Below are 17,295 nucleotides of genomic sequence, written 5' to 3' on the forward strand. Positions count from 1 at the left end.
CGGCGCCCCGCTAGAGCAGCGGCACCACCATCGCCCCCGCCGCGGCGGCCATCACCGCCACCGTCAGCCAGCCGAGCCAGCGGATCGGCCCACGCACGATGAAGTCGCCCATCACCTTGCGGTTCGATACCAGCAGGACCACCACCACCAGCAGCGGCACCGCAACCACGCCATTGATGACCGCGCTCCAGAACAGCGCGCGCATCGGGCTGATCGGCGAATACTGGATCAGCAGCGCGGCGAGCACGCTGACCGTGATCACCGCGTAAAAGCCGCGCGCGTCGTTCGCCTTGCGCTCCAGCCCCTCGTTCCACCCCATCGCCTCGGCCAGCGCATAGGCGCCCGACCCCGCCAGCACCGGAACGCCGATCAGTCCGACACCGAGAATGCCGACCGTGAACAAGATGGCCGCGAAATTCCCCGCCAGCGGCTTGAGCGCGCTTGCCGCCTGCCCCGCCGTGTCGATCTGCGTCACCCCCGCCACGCCCAGCGTCAGCCCTGTCGCGAGGATGATGAAGAAGGAGGTGACGTTGGAATAGAACATGCCGATCCACGTATCCCAGGCGATGCGCGACAGCTCCGGCTTCGACGCCTTGGGGTTGGCCATCAACCCCGGCGCGCCGCGCAGGTCCTCGACCTCTTCCGACGCCTGCCAGAAGAACAGGTACGGGCTGATCGTCGTACCGAACACCGCAACGATCATCGTCGCCGAATCAGCACCGAGCGCGAAATGCGGCGCGACGGTGCGTCGCAGCACCTCGCCCCACGGCACGTGGATGGTCAGCAGCACCAGCGCATAGGCGAGCAACGACACCGTCAGCCATTTGAGGAAGCCGACATAGCGGTGATACGGCACCAGCACTTGCAACAGCAGGGTGACCGCGACGAAAAGGAAGGTCGCGACGTGCCGATCGATGTTCGTTACCAGTTCGGCCGCCTCGCCCATCGCCGCGACGTCGGCGGCGATGTTGAGCGTGTTGGCGACCAGCAACAGGACCACCAGCGCGCGCAGCACGCCGGGCGGGAACTGCGTCTTGATATTGGCCGACAGCCCCCGGCCGGTGACCCGGCCGAGCCGCGCGCACATCGACTGCACCGCCGCCATCAGCGGATAGGCGACGGGCATCGTCCACAGCATGTTGAGGCCGAATTGCGCGCCGGCCTGCGAATAGGTCGCGATGCCGCTCGGGTCGTCGTCGGCCACACCGGTGATCAGGCCAGGGCCGAGCCGCGCCAAGGCGCTGCGGGAAAGCCGTTGCCGCAGCGTCAGCCTGGGGTGCGCGACAGGTGCTTTATCGGCCATCGCTGCGCACATCGGCGCCAATCGGCGGTAGCGCAAGGCGGTGATGCAAATAGCGCACACCGCCGCAAGAATGACGCGGGCCGCATGGCCATCTCGTCACAATTGTGTCACAGCGCATTCACACAATGCGGGGTAGCGTGACTACGACCGCCAGGGTCGTGGGATTACCAATTGCCGCCGATTGCCATCGCGTCACGTTTCGACGCCGCCTTACATGCTTCGATCGCTCCCGAGATCGACCGCTCGGTCATTCCGGCACGCTGGCTGGTGCTGGCGGCGACGCTCGGGCTCGTCGCGCTGACGATGATGATGGAATATGAACGGCTGTCGATCGCGCCGCTCGCGCCCGCCACGCTGATTTTCTCCGCCGCCTTCGCGGCCTTCGCCGGGGTCCACTACACGTTGCGCAACCCGGCCAGCCATGCGCAGCGCGTCGCGCGCGACATCGCCGAATATTATGGCCTGTTCACGCTCATCGCGCTGACCGGCGCGCTGGCCAGCTATCCCGTCTCGGCAATGACCAGCGGCTATGTCGATGAAGGGCTGGTGCGCGCCGACCAGTTGCTGCGCTTCGACTGGCTGGCATGGTACGACGTCGTCGCCGCGCACCGCTGGCTGCAGATCATCGGCACCGCCTTCTACCAGAGCATCTATGCCAGCCCCGCCATCCTGCTCGGCTGGTTTGCCTGGTCGAACCAGCGCGCCGCCGCGCGGCGTTTCCTCGCCGCCTTCTGGATCGCCGCCGTGCTCGCGCTGCTGCTGTTCCGCTTCATGCCCGCGGTCGGTCCGTTCGCCGCTTTGTGGCACGGCCCCTTCCCCTACATGCCCGAAAGCGCGCTGTGGATGGATCAGCTGATCCCCGAGCTGCGGCTGCACATCGTCCATGTCATCGATCTCGGCGCGATCCGCGGCCTCGTCTCGGCGCCGAGTTTCCATACCGCCAGCGCGGTGCTGTTCATCGCCGCCGCCTGGCCGCACCGCACGCTGCGCTGGCCGATCCTCGCGATCAACGTGGCGATGCTGCTCGCCACCCCGGTCGAGGGGACGCATTATCTCATCGACATGATCCTCGGGGCGGCTGTCGCCGGCGCCGCGCTTGGCGCGGTCGCCGCGATCAGCGAGGCGCTGACGCGGCGCGCTGCGCGCTAGCAGCCCGCTCGATCAGCCCGCGCCCCACAACCGCGGCGGCACCATCACTTCGCCATCGGCATAGAGGCCTGCGGCGAGCGGATCGTCGAGCAGGAACCACGGGCCGTCCAGATCGACAATGTCGCATAGCTGCCCGAGCACGAAGGCCGGCGCGGTGGACAACGTCGCACCCGCCATGTTGCCGACCATCACCTTGAGGCCGAGTTCGCGGGCGCGCGCGGCCATCATCAGCCCCTCAGTCAACCCACCGCATTTGTCGAGTTTGATGTTGATCACCTGGAACCGATGCCGTTGCGCGTCGAGTTCGGCGAGATCGAGCACGCTTTCGTCGGCCGCAACCGGGATCGGCGAGCGCCAGCCGTCGAGCAGTGCTTCTTCACCGCGACGGATCGGCTGTTCGAGCAGCGACACTTGCTGGTCGACCAGCATCGCGACAAGCCCGTCGAGATCGTCGCCGCCATAACCCTGATTGGCATCGACCTCCAGCCAGACATCGGGCCGCGCCGCGCGGACCACGCGAACCCGCTCGCGATCGGCGGCAAGTTCGCCGTCGAGCTTGAGCTTGATCGCCTTGACGGTCGGCAGCGCGTCGAGCCGGCGCAGGATCTCAGCGGGATCGTCGGCGGGCAGCGTGAAGGTCGTGGTCAGCGGCTTTGGCGCCGCGACCCCGGCAAGCTGCCATACCGGCACCCCGGCACGCAGCGATTCGAGCTCCCACAGCGCGCAGTCGAGCGCATTGCGCGCGCCGCCCGGCGGCAGCAGCGCACGCAGCGCCTGACGGTCGATACCTGCCTCGATCGCGGCGCGGCTGCGCTCGATCTCGCCCTGGATATGGTCGGGATCGTCATGGAGATAATAGACCCCCGCCGCCTCGCCCCGGCCGGCGAATGCGCCATCGGACACGGTGGCGATCACCGCCGGCATCGACTCGAACACATAGCCCGAAATCCGGAACGGTTCGCGCATCAGCATGGCCTCGCGGCGATGGCTGAGCGTGAACGGAGCGAGCGTTGTGGCGGTCTTCATCACCGTCACATCACATGAAACGACTCACGTTTCAATATGTGAAACATTGTTCGCGTCTGTTGAACCGGGATCGTCCGCGACGTCGTGGGCCGCGACCAGGTTCCAGCTCTGCCCGGCGGATTGCGCCACGCGTCGCATCCCCGGCCCGGCGCAGACTGACAGTACCCGGCAGGGCGACTCGCTGGTCCGAACGTAACAATGCGCCATGCCGCTGTCGAAATAGACCGAGTCGCCCTGCGCCAGTGACAGCGGCGCATAGAGGTCCGAATGCAGCTCCATCGCGCCGGACAGGACATAGAGATATTCCTCGCCCGAATGCCGCACGAGCCCACCGACCTCGTCGACGCTGCGGTCGTTCACCTCGATCAGGATCGGCACCATCATCTTGTCGAGCAGGTCGACCGCGGGATAAAGATGCGTAAAGCGCTCCGAGCTCGCCTCGGCCCATGTCCCGGCGCGCACGACGCTCCGGCGCCCGAGCGCGGCGGGCGGCTTCTCGGCCGTCGCCCCGCCGGCGACGAGGCTGCCGAGATCGACGCCGAGCCCCTGCGCGAGCCTGACGAGTTTATCGTAGGTCATCGCCATCTTGCCGTTCTCGAGCTTCGACAGCGTCGAAAAGGGCATGTCGAGCCGGGCGGCGAGCGCGCGGAGCGTCAGCCCCTGTTCGATCCGCGCGGCGCGCAGCGCAATGCCGGGGTGCGGCGGGTTGTTCTTCTTCACCATGGTCCTTCTGGTCATGACGCTAGCGCACTGATCGACGCAAGGGAACCGTCGTACACTTTCAAGAAAATAGTTGCCAAAATTGAAACACGCGTCATGATGACATGGCATTTCGAGGAATGAGAGCAATGGCGATCGCATTTCGACCAAGAGCGGCGTGGCTGCTGACCACGGCTATGTTGGCATGGATCCCGGCGGCCCAGGCACAGGATCGAGTGGCGGCGGCGCGCCCCGCCACTGCAACGGCGCAAGCCGCCGACGACCTGCCTGGCGGCGACATCATCGTTACCGCGCAGAAGCGCGCGCAGACGCTGATCGACGTGCCGCAATCGATCTCGATCGTCTCGGCCGCGGTACTCGAGCAGCGCCATGCCACCAGCCTGGTCGATTACGCCGCGCTCGTTCCCGGCCTCAGCCTGCAACAACAGAATGCCGGCGAGGCGCGCGTCATCCTGCGCGGCATCAACACCGGCGGATCGAGCCCGACCGTCGCCATCTATATCGACGACACGCCGTTCGGCTCGAGCACCGGCCAGACCAACGCCGCCCATCTCGCCGGCGACATCGACCCCTTCGACATCGAGCGGATCGAGGTACTGCGCGGGCCGCAGGGTACGCTGTACGGCGCCAACTCGCTCGGCGGCCTGCTCAAATATGTCACGACGGCACCGAAGTTCGACAAACTATCGATTCGCGCGCAGGGCGGCGTCGAAACCGTCGACGGCGGCGGCACCGGCTGGTCGGGCAATGGCGTGGTCAACGTGCCGCTCGGCGACACGCTCGCGATCCGCGTCAGCGGCTTCTACCGCGAGACGCCGGGCTATATCGACAGCCTCGGCGTGCTCGGCCACAACATCAATCATTCGGCCAACTATGGCGGTCGCGCCTCGTTGCTGTTCAAGCCGAGCGACCGGCTTTCGGTCCGGCTTACCGCGATCGCGCAGAATATCCGCGCCCATGGCCGCGATACCGTCGATGTCGACGCGGCCACGCTGACCCCGATCACCGCTGACCCGTTCACCGGGGCGCGCGGTACGGGATTGCTGCGTTATCAGACCTTTCCGGAAAGCAACCGCGTCGATTACCGGCTCTATTCGGGCACGCTGGAATATGATTTCGGTCCCGCCACCCTAACCTCGGTCACCAGCTATGCCACGCTGATTCAGCATGAGGATATCGAGGCGACGCAGCTGTTGGGCGACATCGGCCCCTTTTACGGCGCATCGACACCTTATGGCGTCGACGAGCCCTCCAACATCAGCCAGAAGAAGTTCGCGCAGGAAGTACGGCTCACCTCGGCCAAATCGAGCAGCTTTGAGTGGCTGATCGGCGCCTATTATACCCGCGAGCCCGGCCAGATCTACCAGCTCTACCGGCCGTTCAACCCCCTGACCGGCGCGTTCCTGCCCGAGGCGGGCGTCATCCCGCAGGATCTGCTCGGCCCCGGCACGCCCGCCGCGCCCCTCCCCTTCACCCATTTCCTGACCGCCCAGCTGGATTCGACCTACAAGGAATATGCCGGCTTCGGCAGCGCGACATGGCATGTCAGCCACGCCTTCGATATCACCGGTGGCGTCCGCTACAGCCACAACGAGCAGCGCACGACGCAGAGCCTTGGCGGCGGTTTCGTCGTCGTGCAGGGCGCCGACGGCACGCTGCTCGGCAACTCGTCGGAAGGCGTGTGGACCTGGTCGGTGTCGCCGCGCTACGAGATCAACAAGCGCGTCGCGCTCTATGCCCGCGTCGCCAAGGGCTATCGGCCCGGCGGCCCCAATGTCGTCCCGCCCGGTGCCCCGGCCGACTATCCCGCGCAGTTCCGTGCCGACACGCTGATCAGCTACGAGGCCGGGATACGCGCCGAAACCCCCGACCGGACCTTCGGCATCGATGCCTCGGTCTATTATCTTGACTGGAAGAATACGCAGATCACCACGAGCTTCCAGACCTCGATCGGCCCGGTCACCGCCGACGGCAATGGCGAGGGCGCGAAAAGCTATGGCGGCGAAGTAACCGCGACATTGCGCCCGACCCGTGGTTTCATCGTTGTCGGCTCGCTCGCCTACAACCACACTGCGCTCACCGGCAACATCCTGGTCGGCGGATCGGACGGCGACCAACTGCCCTATGCGCCGCGCTGGACCGCCAACGTCTCGGCCGACTATGACTGGGCGCTCACCGACCGGGTCAAGGCATTCGTCGGCGGGTCGATCATGGCGGTCAGCGACAGGCCGGCAGATTTCGATGCCGCCTATCAGGCGACTTTCGGTCGCCGGCTCATCCTTGACGGTTATGCGACCGTCGATCTGCGCGCGGGTATCGAGATGAAGCCCTTCACGCTGAGCATCTATGCCAGGAACCTCGCCAATTCCGGCGGGCAGACCTACGCCGGTCCCTATGGCAGTCGTTACGCCGGTCTGGTCGACGTCGGGATGATCCGTCCGCGCACCATCGGCCTCACAGCAGGATTTGAATTCTGATGCGCACGCGATTGATCGACACCGCCACGCGGCTGCTCCGGCTCGCTTTGCCCTCGCTGCTGCTCGTTGCCGTACCGATCGCGGCGCAGGCGCCGCAGACGCTGCTTCCGACCGCGCCGTCGGTGCCCCACACCGGCACGGGACAGCCGGTCGCCACCACCCCGGCCGCCGGCGCACCGGCGCTGACCAAGGCCGATGTCGACAGCTGGCTCGACGGTCTCGTGCCGTACGGTCTCGACACCGGCGACATCGCTGGCGCGGTCGTCGTCGTCGTCAAGGACGGCAAGGTGCTGACCGAGCGCGGTTACGGCTATGCCGACATGAAGACGCGCGCGCCGATCGACCCCGCCAACACGCTGTTCCGCCCGGGCTCGATCTCGAAACTGTTCACCTGGACGGCGGTGATGCAGCAGGTCCAGGCCGGCAAGCTCGACCTCGACCGCGACGTGAACGACTATATCGATTTCCGCATTCCGCCCGCCTTCGGCAAGCCGATCACGCTGCGCAACCTGATGACGCATACCGGCGGGTTCGAGGAGACCGCCAAATATCTCATCGCCACCAAGGTGTCCGACAACCGGCCGCTCGATGCCGCGCTCAAGCGCTCGGTGCCGACCCGCATCTATGCGCCGGGCAGCACGGCGTCCTATTCCAACTATGGCGCGTCGCTCGCCGGCTATATCGTCCAGCGCGTCTCGGGCGAGCCGTTCGAGGCCTATGTCCAGCACCACATCTTCGCGCCGCTCGGCATGACTCAATCGACCTTCGCTCAGCCCTTGCCGGCGGCACTCGGCGCGAAACTATCCAAGGGTTATGCCGTGGCGTCGGGCGATCCCCAACCCTTTGAGATCATTCCGATGTCCCCGGCCGGTGCGCTGTCGGCGACCGGCACCGACATGGCGAAGTTCATGATCGCGCATCTGTCCGCCAGCAATCCGCTGCTCGACGCCAGGACCGCGCAGCTGATGTACACCACCGCCAACACGCCGATCCCCGGCATGCCCGGCATGGCGCTCGGTTTCTATCATGAGGATCGCAACGGGCTGAACATCATCGGCCATGGCGGCGACACCGACTGGTTCCACTCCGACCTGCATCTCTATCGCGACAAGGGCGTCGGGCTGTACCTGTCGTTCAACAGCGGGGGCAAGGAAGGCGCGGCGCATGTCCTGCGCGAGCGCATGTTCGACAGCTTCACCGACCGGTATTTCCCGCATGCCGACGCGGCGCTGCCGACCCTCGCCACCGCCGCCGAGCACGGCCGCGCGCTGGCCGGCCACTATGTCAGCAGCCGCGGCTCGGTCACCAACTGGCTCCGCATCGTCAATCTCATCGGCCAGGCCTCGGTGACGGTGAACGACGACAACACCATCACCGTCTCGGCGCTGACCAATGCCGCCGGCGTTCCCAAGCGCTGGCGCGAAACCGCGCCATGGCAATGGCAGGAGGTCGGCGGCGAGGATCGCCTCGGCGCGATGGTGAAGGACGGCAAGGTCACGGCCTTCGCGCCGCGCGGCTTCGCCCCGATCATCCTGTTCGTGCCCGCCTCGACCGGCATGAACGCGGGATGGATCATCCCGCTCCTGCTCGCCGCGCTGGCCGTGATGCTCGTCACCGCCTTGTCCTGGCCGATCGTCGCGCTGGCACGCCGCCGCTTCGGCTATCGTCCGACGATCGCCGGCCGCCCGCTGCTGCTCTACCGCACGACCGCGATCACCGCCTGGCTGATGCTGATCGTCGCCGGCGGCTGGATGGGCATGATCGCCGCGCTAAGCAGCGACGTTGCCAATTTCGACGGCCGGCTCGATATCTGGATGCGCCTGCTGCAATTGCTGTCGCTCGCCGCGATTGTCGGCACCGCGCTGGCGGTGTGGAACGTCCGGGTGATCGCCTCCGGTCCGGAACGGCGCCGTCTCGCTACCGCCCGCGCGGTACTGGTCGCGGTGTCCGCGCTGTTCCTCGTCTGGATGATGTTCGACATGCGGACGCTGACGCCAAGCCTGAACTTCTGACCGTGGGGACCGCTGCCCGTGTCCGATAGCGCGGTGTCGGCGCCGCTGGTGCCGACACCGCCGACGCGGGCCCTGTTCGGCCACCCGCCCGGCTGACCGTCTTGTTCATGACCCAGATGTGGGCCGAATTCTCCTATTTCGGCCTGCAGGCGCTGCTCGTCTATTACATGACGCAGCATCTCGGCTTCTCCCAGGCCAGGTCGTCGCTGATCTATGGTGCCTATGGCGCCGCGGCCTTCTTCAGCCCGTTCTTCGGCGGGATCGTCGCCGATCGCTGGCTCGGCCGGACGCGCAGCGTCGTGCTCGGCGGGCTACTGATGATGTTCGGCCATTTCGCCATGGCGTTCGAGGCGCTGCTGTTTCCCGCGCTGGCGCTCGTTGCGCTCGGCAACGGCCTGTTCATGCCGCCGCTCGCGGTCCAGGTCGGCGATCTTTACGCCGATGACGATCCGCGCCAGGCCCAGGCGTTCAGCGCTTATTATATGGGGATCAACCTTGGCGGGCTGCTCGCGCCCCTGGTGTGCGGGACGCTCGGCGAGGTTTATGGCTGGCACTGGGGTTTCGGCGCGGCGGGCATCGGGATGCTGGCCGGCATCCTCATCTATCTCCGTTTCCGGCATTTGCTGCCCAAGGATCCGCCGAGCCGTTCGCAGACCCTGCCTGGCGCGCGCGTCGCACTGACCCTGCGCGACTGGAGCAACCTGCGCCTGCTGATCGCGATTATCGCCGTCGTCATCATGTTCCGCATCGGCTACGAACAGAGCGGCAACGTCATCGCCTTGTGGGTCGAGCACCAGACCGACCGCGGCATCGACCTGTTCGGCGCGCGCTATCAGATCCCGGCGACGTGGTTCCAGTCGATCAACCCATTGCTGATCATCGTGCTGACCCCGTTCCTGATGCGCCATTGGGCGCGCCGGGCGGATCGCCACGGACCGGCCAACCTGTTGACGCGGATGAGTCTTGGCTGCGTCGTCGCGAGCCTGTCGATGGTCGTGATGGTCGTCGCCGCAGCGCTCAACGCGCGGACTGGCCAACCGGTCGGTGCCGGATGGGTCACCGCCTATTTCGTGCTGCTGACCCTGGGCGAGTTGCTCGTCATTCCCGTTGGTCTGGCGCTGGTCGGCGCGCTATCGCCGGTTCAGTTCGCCGCGATGGCGATGGGCGGCTGGTATATCGCCAAATTCGCCGGCAGCCTGCTCGCCGGCGTGATGGGCGCCTGGTGGGGCGTCATCCCCGCGACGGCCTTTTTCGGGCTGGGCGCCGGGTCGGTCATGCTCGGCGCGGTTCTGCTGCTAGTGTTGAGCCGACTACGGCCGATCACATTGGGTGGTTCGGCAGCGCGCTGACCGGATCTCGCCAAGATTCCAGCGGGTGCGCCAAGTCGCGCTTTTTATTGTACGACGGGCATTCGGAGCGAGCGGAGCGATTTCGCCGTCGCTCGCTCCGATACATGCCGCGCCGAAGCCGTCAGACGGTCGCTTCGGTGAACGTCGTCGTCTCGGGCTTGGGCAAGCCGCCGGCCTTGTAGCTCGCGACCAGCTCTTCCTTGCGCGCGCGCAGCTGTTCGCCGAGCGCATCCATGTCGAGCCCGGCATGGCGCGCCTGGGCAAACATGCCCTCCATGCGCTTTTCCTCTTCCTCGACATGGTGCTCGATCTGCTCGGACAGCACCTTGACCTTGGCGTCGTAATAATCGTCGTCCGGCCCGCCCGCCTCGATCTCGGCGATCAGCACCTTGGCGCCGTCATGCTCGACATAGGCCTCCTTGAGCAGATCCTCTTCGATCTTGCCCTCGCAGGCCGGGTAGAAGATCTCTTCCTCGATCTGCGCGTGAACCGTCAGCTCGAGGCAAATCTGCTGCGCGATCTTCTGCTTCGCGCCGTCGCCCTTGGCGCCTTCGAATTTCTCGAACAGGTCTTCGACCGTGCGGTGGTCTGCCTTGAGCAGCGCAATCGCGTCCTGCCTGGTATCCGTGGCCATGCTGATTCTCCCGGTTAGTCGGGTAGAAACAGGGCTTGGCGCGCAACGTTCCCGCCGTTTCGCCACTCATGATCCAGGTTAATACGATTTTCCGGCAACTTGGCTGCCGGCGTTGTCCAGATCAGGCCGGTTCGACCGCCATCAGCGTCACGTCGCGATATTTGGCATCGCCCGGCTGGAACAGCGGGTCGCGGAAGAACGGTCGATCGGTCAGCGTAATGCCCGAAAGGCCCGCCAGCTTGAACGTCCCCACCTTGGGCTCGCGCGGCGGCAGGCCGTCGCGCTCGACCACCACACCATCGACGAACAGGTCGTCATGCTTTGTGTAGAGGATGTGCGGAGCGAGCACGATCGCGGTGCGGTTGTACGTCGCGGAAATGCAGAAGGCCCGCACGATCCCCTCAAAGATCGTCGGGACGTCGGCATTGGGGGCCGCCGGCTTGATGCTGCTTTGCTCGGTCACCCCGTCTACATAGGCGAAATGGTGCAGTGCAACAATAGTGTGCATACGTAAAAACGGCACAGACCGACGAATTTCATCGACCTTGAGCAGGTGTGCGACACCGGTTACCCGGCCTGAGGTATCGACAGGAGCAAAACCTTGGGTCGCCCTCATCCGCTCATCGCGAAGCTCGACCTCCAGCGGCATCCGGAAGGCGGCTGGTACCGAGAGACCATGCGCCTCCCCGCCCCGGATGGCGGACGCGACCGCGCGACCGCCATCCTGTTCCTGCTCGAGGCGGGCGAGCGTTCGCACTGGCACCGGGTCGATGCCGACGAGTTGTGGCTCTGGCATGCCGGCAACCCGCTCGCGCTGATGATCGACCACGCTACCCATCGCCTCGGCGGCGACCCGCTCCTCGGCGAGGCGCCGCAACGGCTCGTGCCGAAGGGCAGCTGGCCGAGGCGCGCGATGGCTGGGCACTGGTCAGTTGTGTCGTCACGCCGGGGTTCGATTTCGCCGGCTTCGAACTGGCGCTGCCGGGGTGGTCGCCGGGGACCGGCCTTTGACGGCGCCGCATAGGATTACGCAGGTTTAAGTGTATTTGGCAAACTGGCACGCTAACATGGCATCAAATCGGGAGGCGGCGTGATGGTTTATTTTATGACGGCTTTGAGCCCGTATTCCGACGTGGTCTATCCGAAGTTTCTCGATGATCCACGCAAAGAGCCATTCTATGATGTGAAACTGGTTGCTGATCCAGATACGCTCGAACTCAACGTCATCGAGCGGGAATTCATCGGCAAAGGCCGTGGCGGCATGGGCATGGGCTATCGAGTAGAACCTGATTTAGTCCCCCGCAAAATACTTTGGGCAGGGGGTCGAAAAAAGATACCGGAGGCAATTCTCAGGGGCTTTTTAGCTGTGAGTGAACGCTTTCGTGACCTGGTTGAACAATTTGAACCAAATGTCCATCAGCTATTTCCCGTCGATATCTACAAGACAAAAAGCGGCGAGGTAGTCGCGCGTTATTATTGGCTCAATGTATGTAACCGAATTGACAGTGTCGATAAGGAAAACAGCAATGTGTTTTGGCAACCGAACTACATCGGCGAGCGGGGAATTTGGCGATATCCTGATGTCGGTGAACGAAAGCTTGTATTTAGCAGGCCTAAAATTGGTAATCGGCACCTATGGTATGATCCCTTTCTTATGAAGGGGATAAATTGCTCGTCGGCGTTCGGTGATGCTGGGCGTGCGGCGGACTTCCTCGGCCTCAGTCTCACTGCGTATGACGAGGTATAATCATGGCGCGCTCGGCTGATCCGGCGATCTGGGATTACGGTGCCAGTTTACTAAAAGCACAAAACACGACAGAGTGACGCATGGCCCGTCTCCCGCGCCTCGTCCTCCCCGGCGTTCCGTATCACGTGACGCAACGTGGCAATCGCCGCGCGCCAACCTTCTTCGAAGAGGGCGACTATGCGCTTTACCGTGACCTGCTCGCCCAGGCGGCTGAGCGGGCCGGGGTGGAGATATGGTGTTACTGCCTGATGCCCAATCACGTGCATATCATCGCCGTGCCGTCTGACGCGGATGGCCTGCGTCGCGCCTTTGCCGATACCCACCGCCGCTATACCGGCTTCATCAACGCGCGTGCCCGCTGGACCGGGCATCTCTGGCAAGGGCGCTTCGGCGCGGTCGCGATGGACGAGGCGCATCTGGCGAACGCGATGCGCTACGTCACGCTCAATCCCGTGCGGGCGGGGCTGGTTGCGCGGGCCGAGCAGTGGCGCTGGTCGAGTGCCGCTGCGCATATCGCCGGCAAGGATGATGAACTGGTGACCGTCGCGCCGGCGCTCGATCGCTATGGTGACTTCGCCGCCTTTCTGGGTCAGGATCATGACGACGAGATCGCATGGCGGCGCTTGCGCATGGCCGAGACCTCCGGCCGCCCGCTGGGCAGCGATGCCTAGCTGGAGACGATCGAGGTCGCGACCGGCCGCACGCTGCGTCCGCGCAAGCGCGGGCCGAAGCCGAAAGTGGCGGATTAGGGGAGTGGCGGATTAGGGGAGTGGATTAAGTGCATTTGGTAAACTGGCACCGTAATACCCGCTGGAGAAGATGCGGGCGCACCCTCAAGAAGCGGCGGAGACAATTTCCGAGCCTCCCGGCAGCGCTTGAAGGAGCGAGCATCATGACGCGGCGGGGAGTAATTGGCATGATGCTCATCGGTGCCACCGCGCTGGCAGGCTGTGGACTGTTTGGCCCTTCGTTCCCGACGTATAGATATCGGCTGACGGTCGAAGTCGATACGCCCGCCGGGCTGCGGACAGGTTCGAGCGTAATTGAGGTCCGGACCACCCGGAATGGACCAAATGCCCTCGATTCACCAAATCTCATATTTGTGGATGTGCGAGGCGAGGCTGTGGCAGTTGATCTTCCGGGCGGACAGATCTTGTTTGCAACTCTATCGGAATGGGCAGGCTGGGTGATGCTGAATGCCAATCCCTATCCTAAAGAACTCGATTATCGTAATAAGAATGTTGACGCCGATCATGTGCGCTACGAACTCATGCTAGCAAACGACGCCTTGATCACGCTGCCACGCTATTTCACTCCACTTAGCGCGACGGGTATGCAGCAATCAGGATATCCTATGCTTGTGCATTTTTCCGATATTAATGATCCAAAGACCGTTCGTATAGTAGACCCTGAAAACTTAAGCGCGTCGTTTGGCAAGAGATTCAATCTGAGACGTGTTACTGTGCAGATAGTCAATGATAACATTACGACGGGAATATCAAATAAATTAAAGTGGTTGCGTGATTACGCAGAAAAACACAAAAGATTAAATGGAAGCGTTTCCACCTCCATATCCACCAACGAAGCATCTGATAATCTAGATGCTGGATCGTTTAGTACAGAGATCGAGAAATAACTTAAGCAAAGACTAATTATTTGCCTTATTAACAATAGATTCGTATAATATGTGGTACTATTCGTATGGCGCGTTCGGAAATGGTGTCAATACGAACACCATAGGAACCAAGATCGGTCGAGCGACATTAAAGAGCCAATCAAGTGATTCACCCACATCACCTAATGCGCAGGCTGGACTTTAGGATTACTTTGATAGTTTACTAAAGGCACAAAACACGGCAGCTTGAGACATGGCCCGTCTCCCGCGCCAAATCCTCCCCGACATCCCGTATCACGGGACGTCGCGTGGGACTACGGTGCCAGTTTACTAAAAGCATAAAAGGAACGTCGCCTGGGCGGTGACCCGCTGTCAGGTCGCGCACCGCAATTGCGCGTTCCTCACGGCGCCTGGCAGGCCGCCGAGGCGCGCGAAGGCTGGGCGTTGGTCAGTTGCGTCGTGACGCCGGGATTCGATTTTGCCGGCTTCGAACTCGCGGCGCCGGGCTGGTCGCCGTACTGAACTTCACCCGCCGGCGACGTGGCAGCGGGTGAAGCGGAATGATTCAACTCTTCGGCGCGCCGGCTATAGCGCTGTCCCTCAATGCCAGAAAATCAGCAACAGGATGATGATCGGAATCGGAATGCCGATCAGCCACATCAAAATTCCCTTGCCCATCGCATCCTCCTGTTCGCTGTTGGTCGGGCAGGAACCAGCGACCGGGCCGGCGGTTCCCCGGCAGCGTGGTGATTGCGCCGCGCGACTGCACGCGGCATGGGGTGGCGCAATGAACGACGGCCTTCCCCTGCCCCGCCGCTACCTCGCCATCGCGGCGCTCTGTCTCGGCAGTGCGCTGGTCATTATCGACGGCGGCGTCGCCAATGTCGCGCTGCCCACCATCGCCCGCGACCTCGGCGTGGATGCGTCGGCGATCGTGCTCGTCGTCACCGTTTATCAGCTGATGCTGGTCATGCTGCTGCTGCCCTTTTCCGGTCTTGGCGAGCGGATCGGGCTCAAGCGCACCTACCAGCTCGGCCAGACGATCTTCCTGATCGCGACCCTGCTGTGCTTCTTTGCCAACAGCCTGCCTTTCCTGCTGATCGTCCGCGGCGCACAGGCGATCGGCGCGGCCGCGCAATTACGGTGCCAGTTTACTAAAAGCACAAAACACGGCAGGGTTGAGGCATGGCCCGCCTCCCGCGCCTCGCCCTCCCCGGCGTCCCATATCACGTGACGCAACGTGGCAATCGCCGCGCGCCGACCTTCTTCGAAGATGGCAACTATACACTCTACCGTGACCTGCTTGCTCAGGCGGCAGAGCGGGGTTCCGGCGACACTGCACTTAATTGTCGCCGGGCCGCGGCGACATACAAACGCCGTCAATTAGCGATGATAAAATCGCCCTCACCCTCTCATCAGTCTGTCGTCAAGGCAGGTCGGCAGCGCAATTTGCTCGTAAAAGCGAAACCCCGAGGCGCACGACCGCTGGGCGCGGGTCAGTAGCGTCGTGACGCCGGCCTTCGACTTCCCCGGCTTCGAATGTGGCCCGTCTGACTGACCACAATGCCGCTACCGTGTTCACCCGCTCCCGCTTGACGGGACGGGCAAACACGGCGTGATTCAAATCATCCGAACGGCGGCTATACGACTGGTCCTCAATGCCAGAAAATCAGCAGCAGAATGATGATCGGAATCGGAATGCCGATCAGCCACATCAAGATTCCCTTACCCATCGTCATCCTCCTGTTCGCTGTTGGTCGGGAAGGAACCAGCGACCGGGCGAGCGGTTCCCCCGCAGCCCGGTGATTGCGCCGCGCCACCCCTCGTTGCATGGGATCGCATAATGACTGATGGCCTTCCCCTGCCCCGCCGCTATCTCGCGATCGCCGCCCTCTGCCTCGGCAGCGCGCTGGTCATCATCGATGGCGGCGTCGCCAACGTCGCCCTGCCAACCATCGCCCGCGACCTCGGCGTGGATTCGTCGGCAGTGGTTCTGGTCGTCACCGTCTATCAGCTGATGCTGGTCATGCTGCTGCTGCCCTTTGCCGGGCTCGGCGAGCGGATCGGGCTCAAGCGCACCTATCAGCTCGGCCAGACGATCTTCCTGATCGCAACGCTGTTGTGCTTCTTCGCCAAGAGCCTGCCCTTTTTGCTCATCGTTCGCGGCGCACAGGCGGTCGGCGCGGCGGCGGCACTCAGCGTGTCGGCCGCGCTGATTCGTGCGACCTATCCGGCCAAGAGTCTCGGCAGCGGGCTCGGCATCAACTCGGCGATCGTCTCGGCCTCGGCCGCGGCGGCACCGACGATCGGCGGTTTCGTACTGGGCGCGGCGCCCTGGCCATGGGTGTTCGCCTGCGCCGTGCCGTTCGCGATCGGCTCGCTGTTCCTCGGCCGCGCACTGCCCGATCCGGCGCCACACGAAACGCGCTTCGACATTCTCGGCGCGGTGATGTGCGCGGCGATGTTCGGGCTGGTGATCGGCGGGCTGGAGAGCGCCGTGCACGGCAATTCGCCCGTCGTTTCGGCGGCGATCGTGCTGCTCGGCGCGCTGCTCGGCGTCAGCTTCGTGCGGCGCCAGCGCGGCGAGGACAGCCCGATCCTGCCGATCGACCTGCTCGCCAGCCCGGTCATCGCGCTTTCGGCGCTGAGCGGCTTCGTCGCGTTCAGTGCCTCGATGACGCTGATCATCTCGATGCCGTTCCGGCTGCAGCACCAATTCGGTTTCACCCCGCCCGAGATGGGGATCATGCTCGCACCCTGGCCGCTCACCAACGTGCTCGTCGCGCCACTCGCCGGCTGGCTGTCGAACCGTATCCCGGCCGGCATCCTCGGCGGCATCGGCATGGTCATTTCGATCACCGCGCTGCTGCTCATCGCCTTCATCCCGCCGCATCCGCACTGGTACGACATTGCCTGGCGCATGGCGCTGTGCGGGTCGGGCTTCGGCATCTTCCTGCCGCCCAATGCCCGGCTGATCATCGGCTCGGCCCCTCGCGAGCGCGCCGCGGCCGCCGGCGGGCTGGTCTCGACCGTGCGACTGGTCGGGCAGACCACCGGCGCGACGCTCGTCGCGACATTGCTCGCCTTCGGGGTCGGTGGCGACAAGACCCCGCCGCTGGTCGCGGCGGGCCTCGCCGTCATCGCCGGCATTTGCAGCCTCTCCCGGCTACGCCCCGCAATCCGCAACCCGCAGCCCGACGAAATGCTCGACGAGGTGCCGGTGCTCAAACAGTCGCGCTGATGTCGCGGGCGCTGTTCAGCCC

The 17,295-nt window shown here is 64.2% G+C and carries 14 protein-coding genes and 2 pseudogenes; 11 read left to right on the forward strand and 5 right to left on the reverse strand.

The genetic code is table 11. The features are described 5' to 3' along the window. Nucleotides 1–10: 10 nt before the first annotated feature. The gene (locus U1839_RS08165; protein WP_332803170.1) at nucleotides 11–1,303 is read right to left on the reverse strand and encodes an NRAMP family divalent metal transporter; all 1,293 of its coding nucleotides are present in this window, start codon (nucleotides 1,301–1,303) and stop codon (nucleotides 11–13) included. A 171-nt stretch (nucleotides 1,304–1,474) separates the two neighbouring features. Between U1839_RS08165 and U1839_RS08170 the strand changes: the two genes are divergently transcribed. After that, nucleotides 1,475–2,452: a phosphatase PAP2 family protein gene (locus U1839_RS08170; RefSeq protein ID WP_332803171.1), complete on the forward strand. Its 978-nt coding sequence runs from the start codon at nucleotides 1,475–1,477 to the stop codon at nucleotides 2,450–2,452. A gap of 12 nt (nucleotides 2,453–2,464) precedes the next feature. On the opposite strand, the gene U1839_RS08175 is transcribed toward U1839_RS08170, so the two are convergent. Beyond that, the gene (locus U1839_RS08175; RefSeq protein WP_332803172.1) at nucleotides 2,465–3,478 is read right to left on the reverse strand and encodes a dipeptide epimerase; all 1,014 of its coding nucleotides are present in this window, start codon (nucleotides 3,476–3,478) and stop codon (nucleotides 2,465–2,467) included. Nucleotides 3,479–3,502: 24 nt separating this feature from the next. Continuing rightward, nucleotides 3,503–4,216, reverse strand: a complete 714-nt coding sequence (locus U1839_RS08180; protein ID WP_332803173.1) for a helix-turn-helix domain-containing protein — start codon at nucleotides 4,214–4,216, stop codon at nucleotides 3,503–3,505. Nucleotides 4,217–4,374: 158 nt separating this feature from the next. Between U1839_RS08180 and U1839_RS08185 the strand changes: the two genes are divergently transcribed. The 3 genes from U1839_RS08185 (at nucleotide 4,375) to U1839_RS08195 (ending at nucleotide 10,036) form a co-directional block, all read left to right on the forward strand. Further along, nucleotides 4,375–6,675 (forward strand): TonB-dependent receptor, encoded by a 2,301-nt coding sequence (locus tag U1839_RS08185; RefSeq protein WP_332803174.1) that lies wholly within the window; start codon nucleotides 4,375–4,377, stop codon nucleotides 6,673–6,675. Continuing rightward, a complete protein-coding gene (locus tag U1839_RS08190; protein WP_332803175.1) occupies nucleotides 6,675–8,687 on the forward strand; it encodes a serine hydrolase domain-containing protein in 2,013 nt (670 codons plus the stop codon). The genes U1839_RS08185 and U1839_RS08190 overlap by 1 nt, the downstream gene beginning before the upstream one ends. A 107-nt stretch (nucleotides 8,688–8,794) precedes the next feature. Beyond that, the gene (locus U1839_RS08195; RefSeq protein ID WP_332803176.1) at nucleotides 8,795–10,036 is read left to right on the forward strand and encodes a peptide MFS transporter; all 1,242 of its coding nucleotides are present in this window, start codon (nucleotides 8,795–8,797) and stop codon (nucleotides 10,034–10,036) included. Nucleotides 10,037–10,157: 121 nt separating this feature from the next. Here the strand turns inward: U1839_RS08195 and U1839_RS08200 are convergent, their stop codons facing one another. Both U1839_RS08200 and U1839_RS08205 read right to left on the reverse strand, forming a co-directional pair. Then, nucleotides 10,158–10,670 carry a hemerythrin domain-containing protein gene (locus tag U1839_RS08200; protein WP_332803177.1) on the reverse strand — a complete coding sequence of 171 codons (513 nt, stop codon included), beginning with the start codon at nucleotides 10,668–10,670 and terminating at the stop codon, nucleotides 10,158–10,160. 121 nt (nucleotides 10,671–10,791) lie between these two features. Next, entirely contained in the window at nucleotides 10,792–11,286 is a 495-nt protein-coding gene (locus tag U1839_RS08205) for a hypothetical protein (protein WP_332803178.1), read from the reverse strand. Here U1839_RS08205 and U1839_RS08210 point away from each other — a divergent pair. From U1839_RS08210 to U1839_RS08240, 7 genes and pseudogenes are all read left to right on the forward strand, one after another. Beyond that, nucleotides 11,272–11,681: pseudogene (locus tag U1839_RS08210) on the forward strand (cupin domain-containing protein). The gene U1839_RS08205 and the pseudogene U1839_RS08210 sit on opposite strands and share 15 nt — an antisense overlap. An 82-nt stretch (nucleotides 11,682–11,763) precedes the next feature. Beyond that, a complete protein-coding gene (locus U1839_RS08215; RefSeq protein ID WP_332803179.1) occupies nucleotides 11,764–12,417 on the forward strand; it encodes an imm11 family protein in 654 nt (217 codons plus the stop codon). 80 nt (nucleotides 12,418–12,497) lie between these two features. Then, nucleotides 12,498–13,088 (forward strand): transposase, encoded by a 591-nt coding sequence (locus tag U1839_RS08220; protein WP_332803180.1) that lies wholly within the window; start codon nucleotides 12,498–12,500, stop codon nucleotides 13,086–13,088. A gap of 245 nt (nucleotides 13,089–13,333) precedes the next feature. Next, nucleotides 13,334–14,053 (forward strand): hypothetical protein, encoded by a 720-nt coding sequence (locus U1839_RS08225; protein WP_332803181.1) that lies wholly within the window; start codon nucleotides 13,334–13,336, stop codon nucleotides 14,051–14,053. Nucleotides 14,054–14,386: 333 nt separating this feature from the next. Beyond that, on the forward strand, nucleotides 14,387–14,554 hold the full coding sequence (locus U1839_RS08230; RefSeq protein ID WP_443030590.1) for a cupin domain-containing protein: 168 nt from the start codon (nucleotides 14,387–14,389) through the stop codon (nucleotides 14,552–14,554). A gap of 265 nt (nucleotides 14,555–14,819) precedes the next feature. Next, nucleotides 14,820–15,173, forward strand: a pseudogene (locus U1839_RS08235) (MFS transporter); the annotation flags it as partial. 702 nt (nucleotides 15,174–15,875) lie between these two features. Further along, nucleotides 15,876–17,273, forward strand: coding sequence for an MFS transporter (locus U1839_RS08240; protein WP_332803182.1), 1,398 nt, complete (start codon nucleotides 15,876–15,878; stop codon nucleotides 17,271–17,273). The last annotated feature ends 22 nt before the right edge of the window (nucleotides 17,274–17,295 follow it).

Source organism: Parasphingomonas halimpatiens, from assembly GCF_036663795.1.
Taxonomy (GTDB): Bacteria; Pseudomonadota; Alphaproteobacteria; order Sphingomonadales; family Sphingomonadaceae; genus Sphingomonas.